General features: G+C 70.0%; 29 protein-coding genes. 14 read left to right on the top strand and 15 right to left on the bottom strand.

Annotated elements, in window-relative coordinates; all coding sequences use genetic code 11:
• Positions 1–2: 2 nt before the first annotated feature.
• The 4 genes from ACQP2T_RS31140 to ACQP2T_RS31155 all read right to left on the bottom strand — a co-directional run bounded on the left by ACQP2T_RS31140 (position 3) and on the right by ACQP2T_RS31155 (position 5,046).
• Complete coding sequence (locus ACQP2T_RS31140) at positions 3–641, bottom strand: response regulator (protein ID WP_433519614.1); 639 nt, start codon at positions 639–641, stop codon at positions 3–5.
• Positions 632–1,777, bottom strand: a complete 1,146-nt coding sequence (locus ACQP2T_RS31145; RefSeq protein ID WP_433519615.1) for a histidine kinase — start codon at positions 1,775–1,777, stop codon at positions 632–634. The genes ACQP2T_RS31140 and ACQP2T_RS31145 overlap by 10 nt, the downstream gene beginning before the upstream one ends.
• Before the next feature lie 75 nt (positions 1,778–1,852).
• A complete protein-coding gene (locus tag ACQP2T_RS31150; RefSeq protein WP_433519616.1) occupies positions 1,853–4,309 on the bottom strand; it encodes an FtsX-like permease family protein in 2,457 nt (818 codons plus the stop codon).
• Positions 4,303–5,046: an ABC transporter ATP-binding protein gene (locus tag ACQP2T_RS31155; protein WP_433519617.1), complete on the bottom strand. Its 744-nt coding sequence runs from the start codon at positions 5,044–5,046 to the stop codon at positions 4,303–4,305. The genes ACQP2T_RS31150 and ACQP2T_RS31155 overlap by 7 nt, the downstream gene beginning before the upstream one ends.
• Positions 5,047–5,325: 279 nt before the next feature.
• Between ACQP2T_RS31155 and ACQP2T_RS31160 the strand changes: the two genes are divergently transcribed.
• Together ACQP2T_RS31160 and ACQP2T_RS31165 are read left to right on the top strand one after the other, a co-directional pair.
• Positions 5,326–5,925 carry a TetR/AcrR family transcriptional regulator gene (locus ACQP2T_RS31160; RefSeq protein ID WP_433519618.1) on the top strand — a complete coding sequence of 200 codons (600 nt, stop codon included), beginning with the start codon at positions 5,326–5,328 and terminating at the stop codon, positions 5,923–5,925.
• Complete coding sequence (locus tag ACQP2T_RS31165; RefSeq protein ID WP_433519619.1) at positions 5,922–6,506, top strand: carboxymuconolactone decarboxylase family protein; 585 nt, start codon at positions 5,922–5,924, stop codon at positions 6,504–6,506. The genes ACQP2T_RS31160 and ACQP2T_RS31165 overlap by 4 nt, the downstream gene beginning before the upstream one ends.
• Here the strand turns inward: ACQP2T_RS31165 and ACQP2T_RS31170 are convergent, their stop codons facing one another.
• Positions 6,507–7,133, bottom strand: a complete 627-nt coding sequence (locus tag ACQP2T_RS31170) for a winged helix-turn-helix transcriptional regulator (protein ID WP_433519620.1) — start codon at positions 7,131–7,133, stop codon at positions 6,507–6,509.
• Positions 7,134–7,249: 116 nt separating this feature from the next.
• Here ACQP2T_RS31170 and ACQP2T_RS31175 point away from each other — a divergent pair, with 116 nt between their 5' ends.
• Complete coding sequence (locus ACQP2T_RS31175) at positions 7,250–8,086, top strand: maleylpyruvate isomerase N-terminal domain-containing protein (protein ID WP_433519621.1); 837 nt, start codon at positions 7,250–7,252, stop codon at positions 8,084–8,086.
• On the opposite strand, the gene ACQP2T_RS31180 is transcribed toward ACQP2T_RS31175, so the two are convergent.
• Positions 8,073–8,981, bottom strand: a complete 909-nt coding sequence (locus ACQP2T_RS31180) for a LysR family transcriptional regulator (RefSeq protein ID WP_433519622.1) — start codon at positions 8,979–8,981, stop codon at positions 8,073–8,075. The genes ACQP2T_RS31175 and ACQP2T_RS31180 overlap by 14 nt on opposite strands.
• Positions 8,982–9,077: 96 nt before the next feature.
• Here ACQP2T_RS31180 and ACQP2T_RS31185 point away from each other — a divergent pair, with 96 nt between their 5' ends.
• Both ACQP2T_RS31185 and ACQP2T_RS31190 read left to right on the top strand, forming a co-directional pair.
• Positions 9,078–9,506 carry a hypothetical protein gene (locus ACQP2T_RS31185; RefSeq protein WP_433519623.1) on the top strand — a complete coding sequence of 143 codons (429 nt, stop codon included), beginning with the start codon at positions 9,078–9,080 and terminating at the stop codon, positions 9,504–9,506.
• Complete coding sequence (locus tag ACQP2T_RS31190) at positions 9,499–11,061, top strand: multicopper oxidase family protein (RefSeq protein ID WP_433519624.1); 1,563 nt, start codon at positions 9,499–9,501, stop codon at positions 11,059–11,061. Before ACQP2T_RS31185 ends, ACQP2T_RS31190 begins: the two co-directional genes overlap by 8 nt.
• A gap of 5 nt (positions 11,062–11,066) precedes the next feature.
• Here the strand turns inward: ACQP2T_RS31190 and ACQP2T_RS31195 are convergent, their stop codons facing one another.
• Positions 11,067–11,873 carry an SDR family NAD(P)-dependent oxidoreductase gene (locus ACQP2T_RS31195; RefSeq protein WP_433519625.1) on the bottom strand — a complete coding sequence of 269 codons (807 nt, stop codon included), beginning with the start codon at positions 11,871–11,873 and terminating at the stop codon, positions 11,067–11,069.
• A gap of 65 nt (positions 11,874–11,938) precedes the next feature.
• Between ACQP2T_RS31195 and ACQP2T_RS31200 the strand changes: the two genes are divergently transcribed.
• The 8 genes from ACQP2T_RS31200 (at position 11,939) to ACQP2T_RS31235 (ending at position 17,839) form a co-directional block, all read left to right on the top strand.
• Entirely contained in the window at positions 11,939–12,097 is a 159-nt protein-coding gene (locus tag ACQP2T_RS31200) for a hypothetical protein (RefSeq protein ID WP_433519626.1), read from the top strand.
• Positions 12,098–12,219: 122 nt separating this feature from the next.
• Positions 12,220–12,489: a DUF4158 domain-containing protein gene (locus ACQP2T_RS31205; RefSeq protein ID WP_433519627.1), complete on the top strand. Its 270-nt coding sequence runs from the start codon at positions 12,220–12,222 to the stop codon at positions 12,487–12,489.
• 421 nt (positions 12,490–12,910) lie between these two features.
• Positions 12,911–13,591 carry a hypothetical protein gene (locus ACQP2T_RS31210; protein ID WP_433519628.1) on the top strand — a complete coding sequence of 227 codons (681 nt, stop codon included), beginning with the start codon at positions 12,911–12,913 and terminating at the stop codon, positions 13,589–13,591.
• Between the two features lie 5 nt (positions 13,592–13,596).
• Positions 13,597–13,755, top strand: coding sequence for a hypothetical protein (locus ACQP2T_RS31215; RefSeq protein ID WP_433519629.1), 159 nt, complete (start codon positions 13,597–13,599; stop codon positions 13,753–13,755).
• A 44-nt stretch (positions 13,756–13,799) separates the two neighbouring features.
• Positions 13,800–14,474 (top strand): TetR family transcriptional regulator, encoded by a 675-nt coding sequence (locus tag ACQP2T_RS31220; RefSeq protein WP_433519630.1) that lies wholly within the window; start codon positions 13,800–13,802, stop codon positions 14,472–14,474.
• Positions 14,467–15,399, top strand: coding sequence for an ATP-binding cassette domain-containing protein (locus ACQP2T_RS31225; RefSeq protein ID WP_433519631.1), 933 nt, complete (start codon positions 14,467–14,469; stop codon positions 15,397–15,399). The genes ACQP2T_RS31220 and ACQP2T_RS31225 overlap by 8 nt, the downstream gene beginning before the upstream one ends.
• On the top strand, positions 15,396–17,006 hold the full coding sequence (locus ACQP2T_RS31230; RefSeq protein WP_433519632.1) for an ABC transporter permease: 1,611 nt from the start codon (positions 15,396–15,398) through the stop codon (positions 17,004–17,006). The genes ACQP2T_RS31225 and ACQP2T_RS31230 overlap by 4 nt, the downstream gene beginning before the upstream one ends.
• 44 nt (positions 17,007–17,050) lie before the next feature.
• Complete coding sequence (locus ACQP2T_RS31235; protein WP_433519633.1) at positions 17,051–17,839, top strand: class I SAM-dependent methyltransferase; 789 nt, start codon at positions 17,051–17,053, stop codon at positions 17,837–17,839.
• Positions 17,840–17,856: 17 nt separating this feature from the next.
• Here ACQP2T_RS31235 and ACQP2T_RS31240 read toward each other — a convergent pair whose 3' ends face one another.
• The 4 genes from ACQP2T_RS31240 to ACQP2T_RS31255 all read right to left on the bottom strand — a co-directional run bounded on the left by ACQP2T_RS31240 (position 17,857) and on the right by ACQP2T_RS31255 (position 19,977).
• Positions 17,857–18,177: a DUF4158 domain-containing protein gene (locus ACQP2T_RS31240; protein WP_433519634.1), complete on the bottom strand. Its 321-nt coding sequence runs from the start codon at positions 18,175–18,177 to the stop codon at positions 17,857–17,859.
• Between the two features lie 280 nt (positions 18,178–18,457).
• The gene (locus tag ACQP2T_RS31245; RefSeq protein ID WP_433519635.1) at positions 18,458–18,709 is read right to left on the bottom strand and encodes a hypothetical protein; all 252 of its coding nucleotides are present in this window, start codon (positions 18,707–18,709) and stop codon (positions 18,458–18,460) included.
• Between the two features lie 24 nt (positions 18,710–18,733).
• Positions 18,734–19,399 (bottom strand): SDR family NAD(P)-dependent oxidoreductase, encoded by a 666-nt coding sequence (locus ACQP2T_RS31250; protein WP_433519636.1) that lies wholly within the window; start codon positions 19,397–19,399, stop codon positions 18,734–18,736.
• 56 nt (positions 19,400–19,455) lie between these two features.
• Positions 19,456–19,977: a MarR family winged helix-turn-helix transcriptional regulator gene (locus ACQP2T_RS31255; protein ID WP_433519637.1), complete on the bottom strand. Its 522-nt coding sequence runs from the start codon at positions 19,975–19,977 to the stop codon at positions 19,456–19,458.
• A 116-nt stretch (positions 19,978–20,093) separates the two neighbouring features.
• On the opposite strand from ACQP2T_RS31255, the gene ACQP2T_RS31260 reads away from it, so the two are divergent.
• Entirely contained in the window at positions 20,094–21,038 is a 945-nt protein-coding gene (locus tag ACQP2T_RS31260; RefSeq protein WP_433519638.1) for a hypothetical protein, read from the top strand.
• Positions 21,039–21,385: 347 nt separating this feature from the next.
• Here the strand turns inward: ACQP2T_RS31260 and ACQP2T_RS31265 are convergent, their stop codons facing one another.
• The 4 genes from ACQP2T_RS31265 to ACQP2T_RS31280 form a co-directional block, all read right to left on the bottom strand.
• Entirely contained in the window at positions 21,386–22,222 is an 837-nt protein-coding gene (locus tag ACQP2T_RS31265; protein ID WP_433519639.1) for an SDR family NAD(P)-dependent oxidoreductase, read from the bottom strand.
• A gap of 42 nt (positions 22,223–22,264) precedes the next feature.
• The gene (locus tag ACQP2T_RS31270) at positions 22,265–22,960 is read right to left on the bottom strand and encodes an NAD(P)-dependent oxidoreductase (protein ID WP_433519640.1); all 696 of its coding nucleotides are present in this window, start codon (positions 22,958–22,960) and stop codon (positions 22,265–22,267) included.
• An 80-nt stretch (positions 22,961–23,040) separates the two neighbouring features.
• Positions 23,041–23,964 carry an RNA polymerase sigma-70 factor gene (locus ACQP2T_RS31275; RefSeq protein WP_433519641.1) on the bottom strand — a complete coding sequence of 308 codons (924 nt, stop codon included), beginning with the start codon at positions 23,962–23,964 and terminating at the stop codon, positions 23,041–23,043.
• Positions 23,961–24,872, bottom strand: coding sequence for an NAD-dependent epimerase/dehydratase family protein (locus tag ACQP2T_RS31280; RefSeq protein WP_433519642.1), 912 nt, complete (start codon positions 24,870–24,872; stop codon positions 23,961–23,963). Before ACQP2T_RS31280 ends, ACQP2T_RS31275 begins: the two co-directional genes overlap by 4 nt.
• Positions 24,873–24,894: the final 22 nt, after the last annotated feature.

Below are 24,894 nucleotides of genomic sequence, written 5' to 3' on the forward strand. Positions count from 1 at the left end.
GGTCATTTGAGGTATTCGAGTACTGCCAGCACCCTTCTGTGCCCGTCCGCGGCGGGCGGGAGGTCGAGCTTGGCGAAGATGTTCGCGATGTGCTTGGCCACGGCCGCCTCGGTGACGAACAACTCTTTGGCGATCGACGCGTTCGTCCGCCCCTCGGCGATCAGACCGAGCACCTCCTGCTCGCGCGGGGTGAGCCGGGCCAGCGGGTCGCGTCGCCGCCTCAGCAGTTGGCGGACGACCTCCGGGTCCACGACCGTGCCCCCGGCGGCCACCCGGTCGAGCGCGTCGACGAACTCGCGCACGTCGCCGATGCGGTCCTTCAGCAGGTAGCCGATCCCGGCGCCGGCGCCCGACTCCAGCAACTCGGCGGCGTAGGTCTGCTCGACGTACTGGCTGAGCACCAGGACGGCCAGGTCCGGACGCCGCCCGCGCAGCTCCAGCGCCGCCCGCAGCCCCTCGTCGGCGAAGCCGGGCGGCATGCGCACGTCGGTCACCACGGCGTCGGGGCGGTGCTCGGCGACGGCGGCGAGCAGGGCGGAAGCGTCGCCGACCGCGGCGGCCACGGAGTGGCCGAACCGTTCGAGCAGCCCGACCAGGCCTTCCCGCAGCAGGACGGCGTCCTCGGCGATCACTACGCGCACGGTATCTCCACTCTCATCCGGGTCGGACCGCCGGCCGGGCTGGACAGGGACAGTCTCCCGCCCACCACGGACAGCCGGTCGGCCAGCCCGGTCAGCCCCGTGCCCTTGGCCGGGTCGGCCCCGCCCACACCATCGTCGCGCACCTCCAAGACCAGCGTGCCGCCCTCGACCCGCCCGGTGACGGCGCCCCTGGTGGCCCGGCTGTGCTTGGCCAGGTTCGCGAGGGCCTCGCTGACCACGTAGTACGCGGTCACCTCCACGGGCGCGGGCAACCGGCCGGCCAGCTCCGTGTCCACGTCCACCGGCACGGGCGAGCGCCCGGCCACGTCGCGGACCGCCGCGCCCAGCCCGCGGTCGGTGAGCACCTGCGAGTGCACGCCCCTGATCAGCTCGCGCAGCTCGGCGAGCGCCCGCTTGGCCTCCTCGTGAGCCTGCCCGACCATCCGGCCCGCGGGCGAGTCGTCCGGCAGGTCGAGCCGGGCCATGCCGAGCGCCATCGACAGGGAGACCAGCCGCTGCTGCGCGCCGTCGTGCAGGTCCCGCTCGATCCTGCGGCGCTCCATCTCGAACGCGTCCACCAGCCGCGCCCGCGACCGCAGCACCTCGTTCAGCTCGGAGCCCTGCGGCGCGAGCATCGCGCGTACCATCACCCCTCGGGCACCGCCCCAGGCGGTGATCGTGTACGCGGCGACGGGCAGCAGCAGCACGCCCGCAACAGAGCCCGCCACAGAGCCCGCGGGCTCCGCCTCGGGCTGCACGACCGGCGAGAGCATCAGGACCACCGGCCCGCCCACGGTGAACCCCAGCATGATCAGGTCGATCCACCACAGCGCGAGCATCGTGACGACGGCCAGCCCGGCCTCCCGCCCGCGCCCGCCGGGCACCTCGGGCAGCGGCACGCCGTCGACCAGCCGCAGCCTGCGCCGCTCGAACCAGGCGACGAGCGGCAGGCACAGCGCCAGCACGACCGGGGCCGCGACCACGCCGAGCGGGATCGTGGCGAACGCCGCGGCCCCGACGGCCATCCCGGGGACGGCGCTGGCCAGCAGGTACGCCGCGCACCGCCAGGGCCACGCGGAGCCCAGGAACGGCAGCGGTCGCTGCGTGAGCGCCTCCAGCGCGGTCCGGTTGAGCACTTTCTGACGGTATCCGCCGGTAGGCGGGCGGGCAGTAGTGCTGGGTCTACTGTCCGAGGCCGAGCCGCCATGTCGCTACGGCCGGGACGGCCGCAGCGCGGCTCTGGCCGGGATGACCGAGGCGGCGACGGCGAGCACGAGGCAGATGCCGATGACCGCGCCAATGATCGGCCACGGAAGAATCATGCCGACGGTCATGCCGATCATGTTGGACAGCCCCGTGGCGATGCCGACCAGAGCCGTCACCGCCACCACGATGCCGAGCAGCGCGCCGATCGCGACCACAAGGGTCGACTCGAGGGCGACGGTCCGCAGCACCTGGGCGGTGGTCGCGCCGGACAGACGCAGCACGCGCAGATCGGTTGTCCGGTCGGCGGTGGCCATCAGCAGCGTGTTGGCGATGGCGATGGCGCTGTAGCCCACGGACAGTCCTACCAGGATGAGCACGAAGACCCAGACCAGCTGGTCGTCATGTTCCTCGATGCCCGCCATCCGGTCGGTGACCTTTTCGATGACGGCTCCCGTGTCCGCCGGGACAGCGGTGGGGGCGGCGAGGTAGACGGGGTCGGTGAGTGCGGACGGGTCGTGGTCGCGTACGGCCTGGCGGGTCAGCAGGATGTCGGCCGGGGCCTTTTCGAGCACCGCGACCACGGTCAGCCGCAGGCTTCGCCCGTCCTCGAACGCCACTGGCGCGGCGGTGCCGACGCGCCAGCCGCGCTCACGCGCGGCCCACTCGGCCACGGCCATCGTCTGGCCGCCTCGCAGGTCCCGCAGGTCTCCGGCGATCACATCCGCCTTGGTCCGTCCCGCCACGCCGACCGCGCTGAAGGGTCGGTCGCCCGCGTAGACGGTGGTCGGCAGCGTGGAGGAGCCCTGCGCGGCCGAGACCGCGGCGTCGGTGAGGCCCGGTGTGCCCTGTGGCGCGAGCACCCAGTCCGCCTGGACGGCCGCGGCCCGACGCAGCCCGTTGGCCCCGACGTTGGTTTCCACCATCCCGGTGACCAGAACCGCGAACCCGACCGTGACCAGCACCGGTGCCGCTGTGGAGGCGGTGCGCCGCACAGCGGTCAGCGCGCCCTGCCGTACCAGCATGCCGATCGCTCCGCTTCGGGCCGGCCACGACACGGCTCGTACGAGCGGTGGGATGACCGCCGGCGCGAGCAGCGAAAGCCCGACGATCAGTGATCCCGCCGCGTAGAAGGAGTACTGGATCACGCTGTCGGACTCGCCGGCGATGAAGACGCCGAGCACCACCCCCACGATGGTGAACAGCGCTCCGAACCCCCACCGGCCGGCCGTCATCGGGCGTTCGTCCACCACGGCCTCGCGCAGCGCCTCCAGTGGTGCCACCTTCGCAGCCCGGCGTGCAGCCGCCCATACCCCGAGCTGGGCGACCACCAGCCCGGCGGCGAAGCATGCCGCTATCGGCCACGGCTGGATCTCAACGGCGAAGCTCTGCGGCTGGAACCCCAGATCGACGAGGGCCTGGCCGAAGCCGGGAGCGCAAGCCGTACCCAGAGCGGCCCCGGCCGCGGCAGCGGCCACGCCGACCACCAGCGCCTCGCCGTGCATCAGGGCGCGCATCTGGCGCGGGGTCGCGCCCACCGTCCGCAGCAGCCCCAGCTCCCCGCGCCGCTGCGCCACGCCGAACGCGAAGGTGGAGGCCACGATGAACACCGCCGTGAATGCCACCAGGATCGCCATGCCGCTGAGGATCTGGTAGCCGAACCACCGTCTCTGAACGTCCGCCACAGGCTCGGTCGCCGATCTGGAATCACCGCTCAGGACCAGCCCCTCGGCGCCGACGACGGCTCGGGCCGCACGCTCGATCGCCGCGACGTCCGCACCGGCCTCGGCCATCAGCCCGATGACCCGAACCCCGCCGGATGGCGCCTGTGCGAAGTAGTAACCCGGGCCGGTGACCGTGCCGGACACCAAGTAGGACGCCGGCCCGGCGGCGGTGAGCACCGTCACCCGCTGACCCGGGGACAACCCCAGCGCACGGCTCACGACGAGCTCACCAGGGCCCGCGGGGGGCTTGCCCGCGGCCGGCCGGTACGGAGCGAGCGCCGCGCTGGGCCACAGGTATCCCTGCGTCTCACCCGCGACGGGCTTGCCGCCGATGACCGCTTGAGCGTAGAAGACCCGGTCGGGCACGACCGCCGCCACCCCCGGGATCCGGCCGAGCCGCTCGGTCAGCGACCGCGCCCGCTCCGGTGACCAGGACCTGTCCGGGTAGAACAAGCCGTTCACCTCTCCGCCGGTAGAGGGCGTCTTGACCAGGACGGCCGCTGCGGCGTACCGGACGGGAACCTGAGGCCGCGCGGAGGCGAAGACCAGTCCCGTCATGGACAGGATGCCGACCGCCAGGCCGAGCGCGAGGGAGGTGCCGATCAGGCTGCCCCAGCGGCCGCGCGCCAGATCCCAGGCCAGGACCAGTGAACCGCCATCGCGCCCTCCGCGGCCTGCCGCGCCCTGGACCCGCCCGGCGTCGCGCGGCGCTGAAGCCTTCCTCCTGGCCCGCTTCAGCATGCCGCCACCTCCAGGCTCGCCATCCGGGCCGCGATCGTCTCGGCCCCGGGGCCGCCGGTGAGCTCGTCCACCACACGGCCGTCGGCCAGGAACAACACTCGGTGGGCGTACGCGGCCACGACCGGGTCATGCGTCACCATGATCACGGTCTGACCCTGGTGATCCACGATCCCGCGCAGCAGCTTCAGCACGGCCCGGGAGGTCGTGGTGTCCAGCGCGCCGGTCGGCTCGTCCGCGAAGATCACCGCGGGTTTGGTGACGAGCGCGCGGGCGATCGCCACACGCTGCTGCTGGCCGCCGGACAGCTCGCTGGGTCGGTGCCGGGCCCGCTCGGCCAGCCCGACCTCGGCCAACGCCGTATGGACCTCGGCCGCGCCGGGCCGCTGCCCGGCCAGGCGCAGCGGGAGGGCGACATTCTGCTCCGCCGTCAGAGCGGAGACCAGATTGAAGGACTGGAAGACGAACCCGACCCGCTCACGGCGCAGCAGCGTCAGCTCATTCTCCGTCAGCGTGCCGAGGTCGGTGCCGTCGATGACGACCTTGCCGTCGCCGGGCCGGTCCAGCCCGGCCGCGCAGTGCAGCAACGTGGACTTTCCCGAGCCGGACGGGCCCATCACGGCGGTGAAGGTGCCTGGCGCGAATCCCGTGGTCACGCTGTTGAGCGCTGCCACTGCTCGGTCTCCGGAGCCGTACACCTTGCTCACCGACCGCAACTGGACCATATCTGTCGATGTCATGCCTCGATCCAACCGGCGCGGGGATCTTGGCACATGGGCGCTGAGGCTAGAGATGCGGGTATACCCAGCACTACCCCGCCAGGACGCTACCGGCGACCGGCACCAGCCGCTCCTGCTGTCCGCCCTGCAAGGGACCGGCTGACCCGCAGTTCGGTGCGGAGTATGAGGTGGATGTCGACCTCAGCGACCCGGATTGCGCAATCTCGGAGGTCATAAGTTGCGCCGGAACGCCGCCACCGCCTATCTTGGAACAGTCGTTCCAAGATGAGAGATGGTCAGATGCCCGACATCAAACACTTCGATCCCGACGCGACCCTGGACCAGGTGGTGAACCTGTTCTGGCAACGCGGGACCGACAGCACCGGCATCGCCGATGTCGTCCAGGCGACCGGGCTCAGCCGCTCCAGCCTGTATGCGACCTTCGGCGGCAAGGCGCAGCTGCAGGCCGCCGCGCTGGGCCGTTATCTGGAGCGGCAGTCACGGCCGGTGTTCGAGGCTCTGGCCGCCGACGCCCGGGGCGTGCCGGCCATCGCCGCGTTCTTCGAGCGGCTGGTAGCGGCGCGGTGTGCGGGGGAGCATGCCCGCTGGGGATGCCTGGTCACCAACAGCCACGCCACGGCGAGCGGTGGCCTGCCGGAGATCCGCGAGGTTCTGGATCGCCACCACGACGCGCTCCGGGCGGCGATGCGCGCCGCGCTGGAGAGCGCGCGCGCCGACGGCCAGCTCCGGGCCGGCCTGAATGTGGAGGCGGCCGCCGAAGCGCTGACCCTGCAGGCCTATGCGGTCAACCTGCGTTCGCGAGCCGGCGCCGAGCCGGCCGTCCTGCTGGCGGGCGTGCACGCCGTGATTGACGGTTTCACCACTACCGAGGAGAGATGATGAGCGGTTTTCGCACCTACGACGGTTTTCGCACCTACGACGAAACCGATGCCCCCGAGGCCGCCCGCCCCATGTTGGCGGCGGCCAAGAAGCGAATGGGGTTTGTGACCACGTTGAACGGGGTGATGGCCGAGTCGCCGGAACTGCTGGCCGGCTACAACGCGCTGGCCGAGCAGTTCGGCAAGTCGTCCCTACCCCTGGCGGCCAAGCAGGTGGTGCTGATCACCGCCAGTGTGGAGAACGGCTGCGAGTACTGCGTGGCCGCCCACTCCACGCTCGCGCTGCGCGCCCGGGTGCCGGCCGAGGTGGTTCAGGCCCTGCGCGCCGGTCAGCCGATCGCCGACCAGGCGTTGGAGGCGGTGCGTCGCCTCACCCAAGCGGTCGTGGAGCGGCGGGGCTGGGTGGCCGAGGCCGAGATCGAGGCGTTCCTGGCCGCCGGGCACACCCGCCGCCACGTGCTGGACGTCGTGCTCGGCGTCGGCATGAAGACGCTGTCGAACTACACCAACCACATCGCCCACACTCCGCTGGATCCGGCCTGGGCCGATCAGCAGTGGAAGCGGGAGCGGCAGGCGGGGTGATCAGCCTGCCTCGAAAAGGAGTCGTGCGACGGCTTCATCGCCTTCGACCTCGACGAGCCCACGGGCATCGTCGAGGGTGAGCGCACCCGCGGCCAGTCCGAGAACGATCGAGGCGTCAGCGCGCACGACGGCATCGAGATCGCCGCCGTCGTGCGGGGTCACCTCGATGCCCGAGCCCGTCGCCCGCAACTGGAGCAGCCGGCCGTCGACCGCGATCCCCACCCTCGACGTCTGCTGTGCGGCCGCCCTGCCGCTGAGCAGGGCGCGGAGGGCGACGATGAGCCATTCGGCGTGGAAACGGTCGTCACCCGGCCCGCGCGCCATGAGCGGTGTGGACCAGCGGATGAGGCTGTCAATCGGCTCCCGCAGCTCGGTGCCCCAGGGGGTGAGCGCGTACACGATGGCACTGGCCTCCTCGGCCAGCCGCCGCTCGACCACTCCGGCGCGCTGAAGGTCGCGCAGGCGGTCGGTGAGCAGGTTCGTGGCCACGCCGGGCAGCCCATCGAGCAGCTCGCGGTAGCGGGCGGGAGCGATGAGGAGCTGGCGGACGATGAGGAGATTCCACCGGTCGCCCACGACATCGAGCGCCCGGGCGAGACCGCAGTACTGGCCGTAGCTCCGACTCATGACGGCCACTTTACATTCTCAAGTGCACCTGACAATATCCAGCACGTCGCCAGTGGCTATGGCTGACGCGCGAACGCCCGATGACGGGCCGCTCTGACACCCAGGGAGGTGCTGACATGGTCCCGGCCGCGGCGTACAGCGGTGCGCCCGACACCATGACCAAGGCTCGTGCGGCATTGCGGGAGGTTGTTCCCCGCCTCGTCGCACTGGTGCGGAGCGTCGCCGACCCCCACACCGTTTCGGTCGGTACGTGGACGGTGGGCGATGTCGCGGCTCACCTGACTCATGTTCTCCGCTTGGACACCGACGCCGTCGCCGGGCGGCCGGTCCCGGACGCCACGGTGACGGCGGCGGGAATGGCCGAGGTCAACGCCAAGATGCTGGCCCAGGACGAGGAACGGGCCCCATCGGTTCTCGCGGCTCGCCTCGCCACGCTTGCCGACGAGTTCGACGACGTCGCGTCGCGTTCGCGAGTAGCCACTGTCGACTGGCTGCAAGGCACCCGCCTGCCGCCTTCGGCGGTGGCGTGTCACCTGCTCGAGGAATGCCTGATCCACGGCCACGACATAGCCACGGCCACCGGGCGCTCGTGGCCGATCCAGCGGCACCACGCTCTGCTCGCGGTCGAGGGCGGCGTGTTTCCGCTCATCGCGGCACTGCCGCCCACGGCCTTGGTGGACCAGGACAAGGCCGGATCCTTCCGAGCCCGCTTCGACCTGCGCCTGCGTGGCGGCGGACGTACGTTGATGGTCTTCGACCGCGGTTCGTTGACGCTGGACCCGGCGTCCGCACGCGACGCCGACGCGCGCCTGTCCGCCGACCCCGCGGCTCTCATGATGGTGTTCATCGGCCGGCAAGGGATAGCCAAACCGCTTCTGGGCGGAAAGCTCGCCGCTTGGGGCCCTCGGCCATGGAAGCTCGCCCGCATGCTCACCGTCATCAGCCCCCCGTAGGCCGCGGTCTCTCCTGCGGTTTGACCCAGTTCCAGCTGGTGATCGTGGTGCGCATCAGGCGGGCGGCGGTCGACAGGTGGTTGTCGGCGCCCCAGTACAGCGTGAGCGCGCGACGGCAGTCAGGGCTGTCGACGGTGATCGCGGCAAGGGGAGCTCGGACAGCGGTGTGCCGGGCGAAGGAGGGGACGAGGCCGATGCCGAGCCCCGCGCCGATCAGGTCGGCGATGGCGCTGGGCTCGTCGACCTCACAGACGATCTTCGGTGTGCGGCCTCTGGCGGCGAAGAGCCGGTCGAGGAGCCGGCGCTGCCAGTGCCCCTTGCGGGCGGCGACGAAGGACTGGTCGGCGAGTTCGTCGATGCTCACCGAGGTACGGCCCGCCAAGGGATGGTCGAGTGACGTGGCCACCCACACCTCCTCGTCGAGCAGCTGAACCGCCTCCAAGCCCTCGGCGTGGATCGGCTGCGAGGCGACGCACAGATCGACCTCTTGGGCCCGCAGGTGGCGGGCCATGTCCTCGGCCGCCGCCCAGCGGAGTTCGACCTCGATGGTGGGATGAGCTCGCTTGTAGGCCGCCAGCGGCCCGGTGAGGGTGAGGAACGTCTCCGACGCCAGCCGCACCGTGCCCGCGCCCTCGCTGGTGGCCTCGGCGACGGCTCGCCGGCCCGCGTCGAGCTCGCCGAGAGAGCGTTCGACGTGGTCGCGGAAGAGCTTGCCCGTGTCGTTGAGCCGGAGCCGGCCGCCGCGATCGAACAGCGGTGCGCCCAGTTCGCTCTCCAAGCGGGCGATGGTACGGCTCAGCGATGGCTGGGCGACGCGCAACTCGTCGGCCGCGCGGCTGAGGTGTTCGAGCCGTGCCACCACCAGGAACTGCCTGAGTGTGTTCAGCTCCATCATGCCCCTCAATACATAACAGCATAGCGATATTGATCTTAGACAAGATAACCCACGAGCCATAGCGTCGATGCCGGACAACATGAGGGGGGATATCGCATGCTCACCATGCCCGCGCATCGGACGACACCGACGGGGTGGACACTGCGGGCCGTCGTCAGCGCGCATGTGGTGGCGATCGTCGGCCAGCCGGTATTCGCCGGGGCGTATCTGACCGGTGACTTCGACAGTCTGCGCTGGCACGCGGTCGGCGCCGACGTGGTCACCTCCATCGGCTACCTGCAGGTGATCGTGGCGATCGTGGTGTGGATTCGGCTGCGCCGCATCTGGCCGTTCCTGGCCACGGTGGCGGTGGTGGCGGCCGAGACCGTGCAGTACTTCGCCGGGTTGGACGGCGCGCTGTGGTTGCACATCCCGTTGGGTGTGATGACCGTCGTCGCGCTCGTCGTACTGTTCATCGCCGTCTGGGTGGGCGGCGGTCACGTACGTGACGGCAAAGCGCCGCGGCGGGAGGTCCACCATGCGTGAGGGCCTGACCCGGCGCCGGGTTCTGGGCATCGGCGGGGCGCTCGGGCTGATGGCGGCCACCGGGCTGTCGGCCTCGGCCGCGCTGGCCCGCCGGCCGTCGATCACCGGGGCCGAGTTGCGCAGTGCCGTACCGCTGCCGCCGCCGTTCCTCGTGCCGCTGCCGATTCCCGCCGTACTGGCGCCGGTCGGCACCTCGGGCGGAGCAGACCGGTACGAGATCACCCAGCGCGCGGCGAGCGCGGAGATCCTGCCAGGGATCAGGACACCGCTATGGACGTACGAGGGCACCTTCCCCGGGCCGACGATCGAGGCGCGCCGCGGCCGGCCGATCACCGTGACGCACCACAACGAGCTGCCCGTGCCGACCGTCGTACACCTGCACGGCGGTCGGACCCCGGCGGCCTCCGACGGGTACCCGACCGACCTCGTCCTGCCCAACGGCTGGCCGCAGACCACCACGCACATGGGGCACGGCCACGATCCGCGGGCGGCGGTGACCGAGCTGACGCGCGACTACACCTTCCCGCTGGATCAGCGGCCCGCGCTGCTCTGGTACCACGACCACCGGATGGACTTCACCGCCCCCGCGATCTGGCGCGGCCTGGCCGGGCTGCAGATCGTCCGCGACGACGCCGAGGACGCCCTTGGCCTGCCCTCGGGGCGGCGCGAACTGCCCCTCATGATCGCCGACCGGGCGTTCGCCGCCGACGGCGGCCTCGCCTACCCCGCTCTGCGTGGGCGGCCGGGCGTACAGGAGCCGTACCTCGCCGGGGTCCTCGGTGACGTGATCCTGGTCAACGGCGCGCCCTGGCCCGTGCACGAGGTCGACGCGGCCCGCTACCGGCTGCGCGTCCTCAACGCCTCCAACGCCCGCCACTACGAGCTCGAAGCGGTCAGCGACGACGGGCGCCCGCTCGACCTCGTCCAGATCGGCGCCGACCAGGGACTGCTCGCGGCGCCGGTCACCCACCGGCTCCTGCCGATCGCGCCCGCCGAACGCTACGACGTGATCATCGACTTCGCGGGCCTGCCGGTCGGCAGCCGGGTGAGAATCGTCAACCGGCTGGGCACCGGGCGTACCCGCGACGTGATGGCCTTCCGCGTCGCGCGCAGGGCCACCGACGACAGCCGCGTCCCCGGCATCCTTTCCACGGACCTGCCGGGCTGGCGCCGCTCGGAGGCCGTCAGGACGCGCGAGTTCTCCTTCCGCACCGGGCGAATGGGTGGTGACCACGGCTGGCTGATCGGCGGGCTGCCGTTCGACCCCGCCCGCTCCGATGTCACCGTCGGTCTCGGCGAGGTCGAGGTGTGGCGGCTGGTCGCCGACGTCCATCACCCCGTCCACCTGCACCTGGTCGGCTTTCGGGTGCTCTCGCGCGGCGGCCGGCCGCCGTTGCCGTACGACGCGGGGCTCAAGGACACCGTCTCGCTTCGGCCGGGCGAATCGGTGGAGATCATCACCCGTTTCGACGGCTACCGCGGCCGTTACCTCTTTCACTGCCACAATGCCGAACACGAGGACATGGGCATGATGGCCAACCTCGAGGTCGTCTGACCTTCCTACGCGCGAGGTTTGGCCTTGTGGGCGTGGCGGGCGGCTTTGAACGTCTCGGGCAAGAACCGGTGCATGAGGGCGGTGCGTTTGGTGGCTCCGTCGCCGGCCACGACATGGTCCTTGCCCGCCATCAGGGCATCGAAGCCCTGCTGGGCCACGTCGAGGCGGCTGTTCTTCTTCGCCCCCGTCCCGAAGGCGGTGTCGGCCATGCCGGCACGGGCGTGGAAGTCGCTGTCGGTGGCTCCGGGCAGCAGGGCGGTCACGCTCACGCCGTACTCCTTCAGTTCCTCACGCAGGCCTTCGGCGAACATGTAGGTGAAGGCGCGGGAGGGCCCGTAGACGGTCTCGTACGGCGTGGGCAGGGTCGCCGACAGGGATGAGGTGATCAGGATCCTTCCGTCGCGGTTGACGGCCATGTGCCGGGCCACGTGCTTGGCCAGGTGGACGACCGAGGCGACGTTAAGGGAGATCAGGTCCAGTTCGTCGTCCAGGTCGGTGTCGAGGAAGGCGCCGCCGATGCTGCGGCCGGCATTGAGTACGGCCGCCTCCACCGGCCGGCCGGTGGCCTGTGTGGCCTGCCAGACGTCCTCGACGCCGTCGTATTGGGCGAGGTCGGCTTGTACCGGGACGACCTGGGCGCCCTCCTCTTCGAAGGCGGCCGCGGCCTGGTAGATCTTGTCGCTGCGGCCGGTGACCACCAGGTCGTAGCCGTCGCGGGCGAACAACCGAGCCAGTTCGTAACCGATCCCGGCCGACGCGCCGGTCACCAGCGCCAGGGGTCGGCCGGACGAGCGGGGAGTGGTGGCGCTCACGATGCACTCCTTCGGGCGTTCGCGGTACAGCCCTAGGAACCCCACTTCCCCCGCAGGTCAGGGCCATGCTTCCCGGAGTCCGGCGACGTGACGGAGACCTCCCACAGGCGGGCGGCCTGGTCGGCGTCCAGCGCGTGGCCCGCGACGCCTCCGTGCGGGTTGTCCGGGTGGAGGGGCTCGGCCTCGGCCCTCCGCGCCCGAACATGTCCTCAGCCGCCAGGTAGCGGAATGAGAGGTCACGATTGCGGTTCGTGATCGTTTCGGAGCGGTGAATGCGACTGGTTGGGTGGGGCTTCTGCTTGATCGTGTTCGTGTCGGCGGCGGTCGGGTGGAGGGGCGGGTTCGGGTGCGTCGAGAGTGGGAACCGGAAGAGCTGATCGCGGCGTGGACGCTGCTGGACGGCGACTGGGAGCTGGTGGGGAACAAGACGGGGGCGACCCGTCTGGGGTTCGGCCTGATGCTGAAATTCTTCGAGCAAGAGGGCCGGTTCCCGCGGCACGTGGGTGAGCTGCCCAAGGCCGCGGTGGACTACATGGCCGGCCAGGTGAAGGTCGAGCCGGCGTTGCTGGCGGAGTACGACTGGTCGGGCCGGTCGATCGAGCGACACCGGGCCTAGGTGCGGGACGCGCTGGGGTTTCGGGAGTCGACCCGGGCGGATGAGGATGTGCTGGCCGAGTGGCTGGCAGACAAGATCTGCCCGATGGTGTTCACGGACGAAGGGCTGCGGGCGGCCCTGCTGAGGCGCTGCCGGACGTTGAAGATCGAGCCGCCGGGGCGGCTGGACCGGATCATGGGCGCGGGCCGGGCTCGGTTCGAGCGGGAGTTCTGCCTGCATGTGCTGAACGGGCTTTCGGCACACTCGGCGCGGTCGCTGTGGGAGCTGGCCACGGGTGAGGACGGGTTCCTGCTGGAGCTGAAAGTCCGACCCCGGACGTCTGGGGCTGGAGACGCTGCTGGAGGAGATCGTCAAGCTGCGGCGGGCCAAAGCGCTGGGACTGTCGGCGGATCTGTTCGGCGTAGGATACTCCGATCGGCTGGTGGCCTCCTGGCGGGCGCGGGCGATGGCCTCGCACCCGTCGGACTTCGCGGCCAACCAGCCGCCGGTCCGGTTGACGTTGGTGGCAGCGCCGGCATGGTCACGGACGACGGAGATCACCGACGCGCTGGTCGATCTGTTCATCGGCCTGGTGTCGAAGATCAACACCCGGGCGGAGCGGAAGGTCGAGAAGGCGATCGAGGCCGAGGCCAAGAAGGTGCATCGCAAGACCGAGAAGCTGTTCTCGATCGCCGAGGCGTCGCTGCGGGCGCCGGAGGGCACAGTCCGGCAGGTGGTGTTCCCGGCGGTGCCGGGCGGGGAGGCGATGCTGCAGGCGCTGGTGGCCGAGGCGAAGGCGGACGCCAGGGCCTACAAGGCGCGGGTGCGGACGGTTCTGACCAGTTCCTACACCTCCTACTACCGGCGGATGCTGCCCAAGCTCCTCGCGGCGATCGAGTTCAAGTGCAACAACACCGCCTACCGGCCGGTGATGGACGCCGTGGACCTGCTGCAGCGCTACGCCGACATCCCCAACACCACCCGCCACTACGACGCCAGGATCAGATCCTCACGGCTGATGTCGGGGGAGGACCGCAGCCGCTCCAGCTGGTCCTCGGAGAACATCCGGGTCGACATCGACCACCTCCACACCGCAACCCGGTCAGGACCGTACGAACCGTAGCGGAAGTGATCAACGACCGGAACCTGCCCGCATCAGTGCAGGTCAGGCAAATCCGTTGGAAATTTCCCCGGGACTACAGCGAGGCCGTACTGGCCGACGCCGAGGCGCATCGGGCACTCGAACGACGGGACGTCCACAGAAAGATCGTCCTGACCACGTTCTGACCCCGGATTGCCACGCCGCTGAACACATGTTTATTCTAGTAAACGTGTGTTCATCTCTCTTGTCGGATCTGACCGCTCAGGCCAAGATCCGTAATGCCGCCATCGCGCACTTCGCCCGCGACGGCTTCCAGAAGACAAACCTGCGTGCCATCGCGGCCACCGCAGGAGTGAGCGCCGCCCTGATCATTCGCCACTTCGGGAGCAAGGACCATCTGCGCAGCGTCTGCGACGATCATGTCCTGCAGATACTGGTGCGGCGGGCCCGGACCTCCGCCCGCCCGGCCGGCGTGCCGGATCTGTCCCGCGAATATCTGGCGAACCCGGAGGAATACGGCCTCCACATGCAGTACATGGTGCGCGCGATCGAGGAGGACTCCTCGGCGGCCACCACGTTCGTCAACACGCTGGTGGAGGAGACCGAGGAGCTCTTCCGGGCCGGAATCGCCGATGGCTCGATGCGCCCCTCCTCGGACGTGCGGGCACTGGCCGTGCTCACCGTGCAGATCAGCCTCGCCACGCTGACCATGGCGCCGGCCCTGACGCGGACGCTCGGTTACGACCGCATGGGCCTCGACGTGCTGCAGCGCGTCGGTGTGCCCATGCTCGAGATCTACACCCACGGCATGTACGTGGACGACACGATGCTCAAGGCCGCCCGGACCGCCTGGGAGGCCGAGCAGGGAGATCATTTCCAGCGCAAGGACACCCATCATGGCTGAGACCGATGCCATCACTATGGCCGGACTGGTCAAGTCGTTCGGCCCGACCCGGGCACTGAACGGCCTCGACCTCGTCGTACGGGTCGGCGAGGTGCACGGATTCCTCGGGCCCAACGGCGCGGGCAAGAGCACCACCATCAGGATCCTGCTGGGCCTGATGCGCCCCGACGCGGGCACCGCCCGGCTGCTCGGCGGCGACCCCTGGACACAGGCCGGCGAACTGCACCGCCGCCTGGCGTATGTGCCCGGCGACGTCACCCTGTGGCCCAACCTGTCCGGCGGCGAGACCATCGACCTGCTCGGCCGGCTGCGCGGCGGCCTCGACCGGCGGCGCCGGGACGAACTGATCGAACGCTTCGACCTCGACCCGCGCAAGAAGGGCCGCACCTACTCCAAAGGCAACCGGCAGAAGGTGGCCCTGGTCGCCGCGCTGTGCTCCGATGCCGAACTCCTCGTCTTCGACGAACCCACCTCCGGCCTGGACCCGCTGATGGAGGAGGTCTTCCGGCAGACGATCCAGGAAGTGCAGCGCGCGGGTGACCGTACGGTGCTGCTGTCCAGCCACATCCTCTCCGAGGTCGAGGCGCTCTGCGACCACGTCACGATCATCCGCGACGGCCGTACCGTGGAGTCCGGCACCATGGCCGAGCTGCGCCACCTCACCCGCACCGCCATCGAGGCCGAGCTGGCCGGCTCACCGGACGGGCTGGCAGGCCTGCCGGGGGTGCACGGTCTGCGTGCCGACGGCGGCCGGGTGCGCTTCAGCGTCGACGCCGCCGCGCTGGACGCGGCGTTGCGTCAGCTCACCGCAGTGGGCGTGCGCAGCCTGGTCAGCCGGCCGCCGACGCTGGAGGAGCTGTTCCTGCGGCATTACGACCGCGCGGGCGCGAGCGCCGGTGGCAGGCACGCGGAGGCGGCACGATGAACCCCTTGACAGGCACCGGAAAGCTCGTCCGCCTGGTGTTGCGGCGTGACCGGTGGCTGCTGCCCCTGTGGGTGGTCTTCATCTGCCTGGTCCCCGTGGTGTTCGTCGGCGCGTTCACCGGGGCGTACCCTACGGCCGAGGCTCGTCAGGCCTACTACGAGACCAGCGTCCACACCAGGGCCTTCACCGTCGCCTACGGCGTGCTGAACGGCTCCAGCCTCGGCGAGCTTGTGGCCTGGCGGTCGGGGTTCGTCACGTTCATGGTCGGGCTGCTCGCCCTGCTCACGGTCGTCCGGCACACGCGTACGGAAGAGGAGGCCGGGCGGCGCGAGTTGGTCGGGGCGACCGCGGTGGCGCGGCACGCGAACCTGGCCGCCGCCCTGATCGTCACCTGTGTGGCCAGCCTCGTCCTGGGCGTGGCGTCGGCGTTGGCGTTGATCGGCCAGGACCTGCCGGTGGCGGGTTCCCTGGCGCTCGGGCTCGGGTTCGCGACGGCTGGCTGCGTGTTCGCCGCGATCGGCGCCGTGACCGCGCAGCTCACGACGGGCGCGGGCGGCGCACGCGCCATCGGGATCACCGTGCTCGGCGCCGCGCTCATCCTGCGCGGCATTGGGGACATCGCGGGACAGACCAGTGACGGGCCGGCCTGGGTGTCGTGGCTGACGCCGCTCGGCTGGGCGGAGGCGCTGCGGCCCTACAGCGGCGAGCGTTGGTGGGTCCTCGCGCCCGCAGCCATCGTCGTCATCGCACTCAGTGCGCTGGCCATAGTGCTGTCGGCGCGGCGCGACCTCGGCAGCGGCATGTTCCAGGCCCGGCTGGGGCCGGCCGCCGCGGGACCGCGCCTGCGCAGCCCGCTGGCGCTGGCCTGGCGGCTGCACCGCGGCCCGCTGATCAGCAGGGTCGTGGGGCTCACGCTGGTCGGGTTGGTGATCGGCGCGATGTCGGCGAGCCTCGGCGCGCTGATGGACAACAGCGGTGCCGCGGCGCGAGAGGCGCTCGCCCGGCTCGGCGGTCCGGGCACGCTCGTCGACCAGTTCCTCGGGCCCATGATGACCATGCTCGGCCTGGTCAGCGCCTGCTTCGCTATCCAGTCCGCGCTGTTGCTCAGGAACGAAGAGCGCGACGGCCGGGCCGAGCCTCTGCTGGCCACGCCGGCCAACCGGCTGCGCTGGGCGGGCAGCCACTTCGCCTTCGCGCTGCTCGGTCCTGCGCTCGGGGTGGTGGCCTTCGGGGCGGCCGCCGGCCTGGCGCACGGACTCAACACCGGTGACGTCGCCCGTGAGCTGCCCCGTCTCCTGACCGCAGCACTCGTGCAGCTCCCGGTGGTGTGGGTGTTCACCGGGATCGCGTTCGCGCTGTTCGGGCTGCTGCCCCGGCTGGTCGCCGGCACGTTCGCCGTGGCCATGGTGAGCATGCTGTTCGGCTGGGTCGGCGGAGAACTGCAGCTCGACCAATGGGTCATCGACCTGTCGGTCTTCGAGCACGTACCGAAACTTCCCGGCGGGGACATGGCGGCCGCGCCTCTGATCATCATGACCGTCGCCGCGGCAGCCTTCGTCGCGGCCGGCCTGGCCGGATTCACCCGACGCGACATGCCCACCACCTGAGCCTGGAGGACATCATGGGAGTGACCCTTCCTACCCTGACCCCGTTGCAGGAAACCCTGTGGGTGACGCTGTGCGGCCGAGCACTCGACAGCCGCCTGCCAAGCCCCATGCTCGGAGACCGCATGGCCTACGAGATCATCCAAAAGACCGGCTACGACCACCGCAAACTCCGCTGGAGCGCGGCCTCGGCCATCGACGTCGCCCAGCGCGCCAAGAAACTGGACGAGATCGCGCAGCAGTTCATCGCCCGCCATCCCAACGCGATCGGCATCGACCTGGGGGCCGGCCTCGACACCCGGGCCCTCCGCATCGACCCGCCGCACACGGCTGACTGGTATGACGTCGACTTCCCCGAAGTCGTGGACGCCCGGCACCGGGTCATCCCCGATCGGCCGCACACGCACACGATCGGCGCGGACCTGACCGAGCCCGGCTGGCTGGAGGCGCTCCCCGCCGACCGCCCCGCCGTGATCGTCGCCGACGGCGTGCTGCCCTTCCTCTCCCAGGAAGAGATGATCACTCTGCTGGACCGTCTCACCAGCCACTTTCCCAGCGGGGAGATAGCGTTCAACGTCTACACCCGATTCACCGTCTGGGCCGCGAAACACTACTCCGGCAGCCGGTTCCTAGTCCCCCTCTTCAAGTCCCCCGGCTTCGACCGCCTCGACCCCGTACGGTGGAACCCGCGACTGACCCTGATCCGGCACATCCTGCTCACCCGGGAGCCCGAGGTCGACCAGTTCCCGACGGCCCTGCGCCTGTGGACCCGACTGTCGGCGCTCAGCACGACCTTCTCCAGGCTGGGCACCACGGTCGCGCACTACCGTTTCTGACGATTCCGGCCGGCGACTCACGCCGGGTCGGGCAGGTCCATCGCCGCCAGCCGGGCCGGGTCGACCAGGGCCGCGATCCCGCGATCCATCAGCTCCAGACACCGCCGCACGTGCTCCACCACCACGACTGGCACCTCACGAGCCTTGGCGAAGCGGCCCAGCCGCTGAGAGCACTTGAGCGCGAGGGTCAACGCCAACAGGTGTTCATCGGTGTCGGTCTTCTCCCGCGCCCACGCCCTCTCCTCCTGTGAAGGAGAGGAGAACAGATACAACTCACGCGTCGTCATCAACCGCGGCAACACCCGATAGGCGGTCCGCTCACCGACGTCACCGCACACGCCTCCCGGCCGGCCCGCTCAACAAACGAGACACACCGTAGCGAGACGAACACGCACACAACAGACGAAGAAGATCACAGCTTCATCAAACCCACCCGCCCAACCCTTCAAGACCATCTCAATGTGGGTTTTGGGCTTTTGTGGGCTGACCCCCTTCTTTCTCCTGGGTTTCTCCTGGGCAAGCTCGGCGACGAACGTGCCGCACGAACACGATGAGACGGCCCGCCCAATCAGCCATATTCACCGCACCGAAACGATCACGAACCGCAAGCTTGATCCCTCAGTCCGCAACCTGGCGGCTGGGGACATGTTCGGGAGCGGAGGGCCGAAGTGCGGCTCCCAGCGCTGCGGCGTACGGGTCAGCGGAGGCCCCATGCCCCGGCATTGTCGACCAGGATGTGCAAGGGGCCGTGCCATCGGTCTCGACGCCGATGCCGGACGCCCCGCCGGTGACGACCGCTCGCCGAGCGGACAGGTCGAGGCCGGCCACCACTTCGGCGGCGGTGGAGGTGGCCGTGAACCGTGTGGTCACTGTCGTGCTCCCTTTCGCTGCCCGTCAGGCGGTGACGACGTGTTCGGCCTGGTCGCGGCGGATGTGGAGGTTCCAGTAGAGCTGGGCGAGGTCGTCCGGGGCCATGTGCGGGACGCCCTCGGGCGGGTTGGTGCCGATGAAGACGTTGATGGCGACGTTCGCGACGTGGATGCCCTTGTCGGCGAGGGTGTTGTGGAGGTTGTGGACCCAGTTGCGCAGCGCGGCCTGTGCGGCATTCATGTGGGCGAGCATCGGGTACGGGGTGATGGCGCCGCCGCCCATACTGAACAGCAGGGTTCCGGCGCCGACGGCCAGCATGGCGGGCAGCGCCGTCTGGGTGGCGGTCACGGCGCCGTACAGGATGTGCTCGATCTCGGGCCGGAGGTCGTCCACGCTCAGCTGTTCGGGAGCGACCATGTTCAGGCCGCTGTACGGGGAGAACTCCAGGACGTCGATGGCGCCGAAGCGCTCGCCGGCCTCTTGCAGCGCGGCGGTCAGCGCCGGAAGGTCGGAGACGTCGGCGGGGAAGCCCGCGGCGGTGATGCCGGCCTCGGCCAGTCGGGTCACCAGGGCGTCGAGGTTGTCCTTGCTGCGGGAGATCAGGGCGACCTGGAATCCGTGGCCGCCGAAGACCTTGGCGATCGACAGGCCGAGCCCGGGTCCGGCTCCGACGATGGCGATGGTGGGCATGGTCGACTCAGCTCCTTGCTGTGGGTGGGGAAACGTGCCTGACGGCCGTTTGTGTCTCAGGCGCCGTTGAGTGGGGGAGCGGCGTCCGGGATGCAGTCCTCGATGCGAGGCGTGTCGGGGTCGATGGCTTTCAGGATGCGCTGGGCGATGCGGCCCATCTGCTGCTGCTGGGCCTTGGTCAGCGGGTCGAAGACGAGCCGGCGGACCTCGTTGACGTGCGCGGGTGCGCTGGCGGCGACCTTGGCCCTGCCCTCCTCGGTGAGGATGGCCAGGGTGTAGCGGCCGTCGGTCGGATCTGGGGTGCGCCGCAGCCAGCCGCGTTTCTCAAGCCTGATGACCACGTTGGACAGCCGGGACAGCGTGCTGGCCGTGTAGATGGCCAGATCGCTCATCCGCTGGGTGTGGTCGGGCATCAGCGACAACCCGGACAGCACGAGGTACTCGAAGTGGCTGATGCCCGCGTCACGCTGCATCTGCGCGTCGAGCGCGGCCGGTAGGCGGATCAGCGCGTAGGCGAGCGCGTACCAGTTCTGCTGTTCCTCGACGTCGAGCCAACGCGGCTCTCCCGGACTGTCCATACCACCACCCTAGCTTCAACCTTGGAGTCATCACAACTACAACGTTGGAGTGATCTCGTGTTACCTTCACTCCAAGGTTGGAGTTAATGCATCCCCCTCCGGAGAGGAAAGAGCAGATGGGCAACCCCCAGAGCAGGCTTCAGGTGGTCTTCAGCGATCTGCGCCGCGCCGTTGACGACGTCATCGGAAAACACCAGGTGACGCCCGAAGAGCTGTTCCAGGCGATCGGCTGGGTCCAGCGCGCCGCCGACGCCGGAGAGCTGCCGCAAGCGGGCGTCCTGTTCGTCAAGGCGGCTCTGAAGGCCACCGAGGGCGCCGCCTACGCCCACCCGGAGAAGGACGGCGCCGGCCACTGGGAGATGAAAGGGCCCGCGCACCTGCCCGGCGCCCCGCTGCTGGAAAGCCCTGCCGTCCTCCCCATGCGGGCGGACGAACCGGGCGAGCCGCTGCTCGTCTCCGGAACGGTACGCTCCACCTCAGGCGAGCCGCTCCCGGGCGCGATCCTCGATGTGTGGCAGAACGACGCCAACTGCGTCTACTCGGGGATGATGACCGGAGACTTCGGGCCGCTCGACATCCCCAACGACTCCACCGGCATCCCCACCTACAACCTGCGGGCCAGGGTCATCGCCGACCGCGACGGACGCTACGAGTTCCGTACGGTCATGCCCGGCATCGAACCACTCGGCTTCGACGAGGACGACGACAGCCCGCTGACCGGCCTGACCAGAGCGCTGGATGTCCAGGGCGTCCGCCCCCTGCACATCCACTCGATCGTCTCCGCGGACGGTTGCCACGCCCTCATCACCCAGATCTACTTCGACGGTGACCCACTCGTGAACGCCACCATCGAAGGCCCGACTCCGCCGTCCGCCGTCAAGACGACCGAACTCCACGACGACCCGGCCGACTACCAGGCCCGCGGCCTCAGCAAGCCGTACCGTGCGCTGACCTACGAATACGTCCTGCGCCCGGTGACAGCGTCTTCGGTTCCCTGTGTTTACCTAGGTAAAGCGGACATCGGCGTAGTCTCGTCGCGCCCGGCCGAGGGCGGGCAGTGATTCGGTGGAAGCCGAAGCCGCGTCCGTCCGGCAAGCCGGGCGGACCGTGGTGTGAGAACCGCGTTGTCAGGGCCTGATTGCGCACTCCTGGAGGAAGTGCGCCTCTTGGGCCACCGCCCCGCCGGACGCTATCCCGTTGACGCGAACACCAACGGGGACGGGGACCGAGCGCTCAGTCAGGCACCCGGCTGTGACAGAAAATTACCCCACGATTACCATCCGTCGCAACCGATCGAGTCGGAGAAATCCAACAAGAGTTCTAACGGTAACCACCGGCTCGCATAGCGAATGCCAGCGACAGTTCATACTCTGAGACCATGAAGGTGTGGTCTGCGCTATCCCGCAGGTTAGGCCGCCGGGGTCGCGGAGGTGCGGCCGTGCGCCTCCACCGCGAGGTCCTGCCAGTCGGCCCAGGTCTTGAGCCGGTCGGCGTAGACCTGCTGGACCATCTGGTTGCCCTGGGTGCCGAAGAACGCCCGCAGGGGCGGGTTGTCGGTGTCGGCGATCGTGAGGAGTGCCCGGCCCGCGGCGGCCGGGTCGCCGACGTCGAGCGTCCCGGCGAAGGCGAGGAAGTTTTCGCGCAGACCGTCGTAGCGCGGGTCGGCCTCGGCCCGGACGGCGCCGGCGGTCGCGCCGGTGGCGTAGCCGCCGGGCTCGATGATGGTCACCTTGATGCCGAAGCCGACGACCTCTTGGGCGAGGGATTCGCTCAGGCCTTCGAGGGCCCACTTGGAGGCGTGGTATCCGCCGCCGAGCGGCATGGAGGTCAGGCCGCCGACCGAGGAGATCTGGATGATGTGCCCGGCGCCCTGCTCGCGCAGGTGGGGCAGCGCGGCCTGGACGACCCACAGCGGGCCGAACAGGTTGGTCTCCAGCTGGTCGCGCAATAGCTGCTCGGTCAGCTCCTCCACCGCGCCGAACAGGCCGTGGCCCGCGTTGTTCACGATGACGTCGAGACGGCCGAAGTGCTCCTTGGCCCGCTTCACGCTCTCGAAGACGGCGGCCTTGTCGGTCACGTCCAGCTCGAGCGGGAGCACCGCGTCGCCATGGGCGGCGACCAGCCCATCGAGGCTTGCGGCGTTTCGCGCGGTGGCGGCCACTTTGTCGCCGCGGGACAGCGCGGCCTCGACGAAGCTGCGGCCCAGGCCGCGGGACGAACCGGTGACGAACCAGATCTTGCTCATAGTGTCTTTCCGTTCTTTCCAGGGATGGTTACAGCCGTCGGCTCAGCTCTTGGCGAGTGCTTCGCGGCGGATCCACTGCAGCAAGGTGGGATTGTCGACAGTGGTGATGACGCTCACGGTGGTACGGAAGTAGCGGTCGTCGTCCAGCAGAGCCAGCAGGCTCGCGGCCAGGTCCGTACGGGCGGTGAACCTGCCGTCGGCCTGGCCCTCGACGACGGTGTAGTCGGTGGGCGACGGCAGGTGGTAGAGCCCGCTCGGGCGCACGATCGTCCAGTCGAGGTCGCTGGCGCGGACCAGCGTCTCCATCCGCCGCATGTCGTCATAAAGCGTCTTGCCCAGCACCTGCGTCACGTACGGCAGCACCACTCGGTTGAACAGGAAACCGCCATCGGAGTACGAGTGGGGGGCGACCCCGCTCGAGCTGACCACGGCGAGGCGACGCACCCGATGCCGTTCCATCGCGGCGACGATATTCGCCACCCCCCGCGAATAGGTGCTGATCGGCTCCTTCCCAGCGGGCACTCCAAGCGTTGACAGCACCGCATCCCGCTTCGCCACGGCGGCGTCGACGGCCGCCGCGTCGAGCACGTCGGCACCGACTACCTCGAGCCGATCATGGCGCAGCGGAAAGGAGCCCGGCTGCCGGGTGACCGCGGTGACCTGATGTCCGGCCGCGAGTGCCTGGCCGGTGAGCAGGCGGCCGGTCGGACCATTGGCTCCGAAGACTGTGAGGAACATGACGGCTGTCCTTCCTTGGATACGACACCACCAGGCCGGCATTCCGTGAAGAAGCATCGGAACGCCAGCGGCGCGTATGGTCAATTCGTGGGCCGGCGGGCCTGGTTCGCCTCGCGAACGACCGCCCAGGCGTCCGCCACCGGACCCAGGTGCCGCAGCTTGTCGGGGTTGAGCACCGCGCGGATCGTCTGGATCTGCCCATCGAGGGTGTCGAGCGCCAGGATGTTGACGACGTTGCCGTCCCGGTCACGGAAGATGGCGCCCGGCCGGCCGTTCACCTCGTGCGGCTCCATGATGCCGCCGATCCGGGCGAACGGCGCGACGATCGCGGCCAGCGTCCGGGCCACGTTCGCGGCGCCGAAGACGCCCTTGCCCCACAGCGGGGCCTTGCCGCCGCTGTCGCCGATCATCTGTACGTCGGCGGCGAGCAGTTTCCGCAGGCCCTCGACGTTCCCTTCCCGGAAGGCGTCGAAGAATCGCTCGGCGAGTTCCGCTCGCTCCCGTCGATCGGCCTCGAACCGGGCGCGGCCCGCGTCCATGTGGCGGCGCGCCCGCACGGCGAGCTGGCGGCAGGCCGCCTCTGACCTGCCCACCGCCGAGGCGACCTCCCCGAAGCCGAACCCGAACACCTCCCGCAGCACGAAGACCGCGCGTTCGAGCGGGCTGAGCCGCTCCAGCAGCAACAGGGCCGCCATCGATACAGAGTCGGCCAGCTCCGCCGACCGCTCCGGATCCTCGTACGGGTCGGCGAGCAGCGGCTCGGGGAACCATTGCCCGGCGTACTCCTCCCGCCGGACGCGGGCCGAGCGCAGCACGTCGATGGCGATCCGGGACACCGTGGCCGACAGGAACGCCTTGGTCGAGGTGGGTCGCGTCGGGGATGCCTCGTAGCGCAGCCAGGTCTCCTGGACCGCGTCCTCGGCCTCGCTCACGCTGCCCAGAATCCGGTAGGCGATGGAGAACAGCAGCGGCCGCAGCTCCACGAACTCCTCCGCGCGCGTCATGCCAGCTCCTCCTTGAAGCCCTGCCGCCAGGAGGGGTAGCGCAGCTGCCAGCCCAGCTCCCGCTTGGCCTTGGCGTTGGAGAAGCCGCGCCCCTGGGTCATCATCGCCACCGCCGTACTGCCGGCCAGCGGCCGGGCAAGCCACACCGGGACCCGCATCGGCGGCTTCGCCCCCGCGCACGCCGCCAGGTAGGGCAGCCACTCGCGGGCCGGGGCCGGCTCGTCGTCGACGATGTTGAACACGCCCTTCACCTTGCGCTCCACGGCCAGGAGAGTGGCGCTGGCCGCGTCGTCGAGATGCACCCATGAGCTGTGGCCGGCGCCGTTGCCGACGACCGGGTACTGCCGCTTGCGCACGAGCTCGACCTGATCGTCGGTGGCGCCCGGCCCGTAGAACGCGCCGTAGCGCAGGACCGCGCCGCCGGCCTTGACGACCACGTCCTCAAGGTGACGGATCGCCGACGCCCCCTTGCCCGTGCTCGTCGGGTCCAGCGGGTCCTCCTCGGTCTTCACCCATCCGCCCTCGCGGATGCCGTTCCAGGAGCCATAGCTCTGCGCGACGAAATGGGATACACCGGTCGCTTCGGCGGCGGCCAGCAGATGGTCCGTCCCCTCGGTGCGCAGCCGGTTGGTGGTGGCGAACCAGCGGTCGAAGTGCTTGATATCCGGCTTGCCGGAGATGGCCGTCATCTGGTGCACGATCACGTCCGGCCGGGCCTGGGCCACCGCCTCACCGACCGACACCGCGTCCAACCCGTCCATCACGACCGCCTCGGCGCCCAGCCGCTCCAGCAGGCCCCGCTTGGCCGTGCTCGTCGTCGTCGCCGTCACCTCGTGGCCACGCGCCACCAACTGCGGCACCAGCCGCCGCCCCAGCACCCCGGCCCCGCCCGCCACGAACACCCGCATGACCATCACCTTCCGGATCCCA

This window comes from Nonomuraea sp. CA-143628 (assembly GCF_050942315.1).
Lineage (GTDB): Bacteria > Actinomycetota > Actinomycetes > Streptosporangiales > Streptosporangiaceae > Nonomuraea.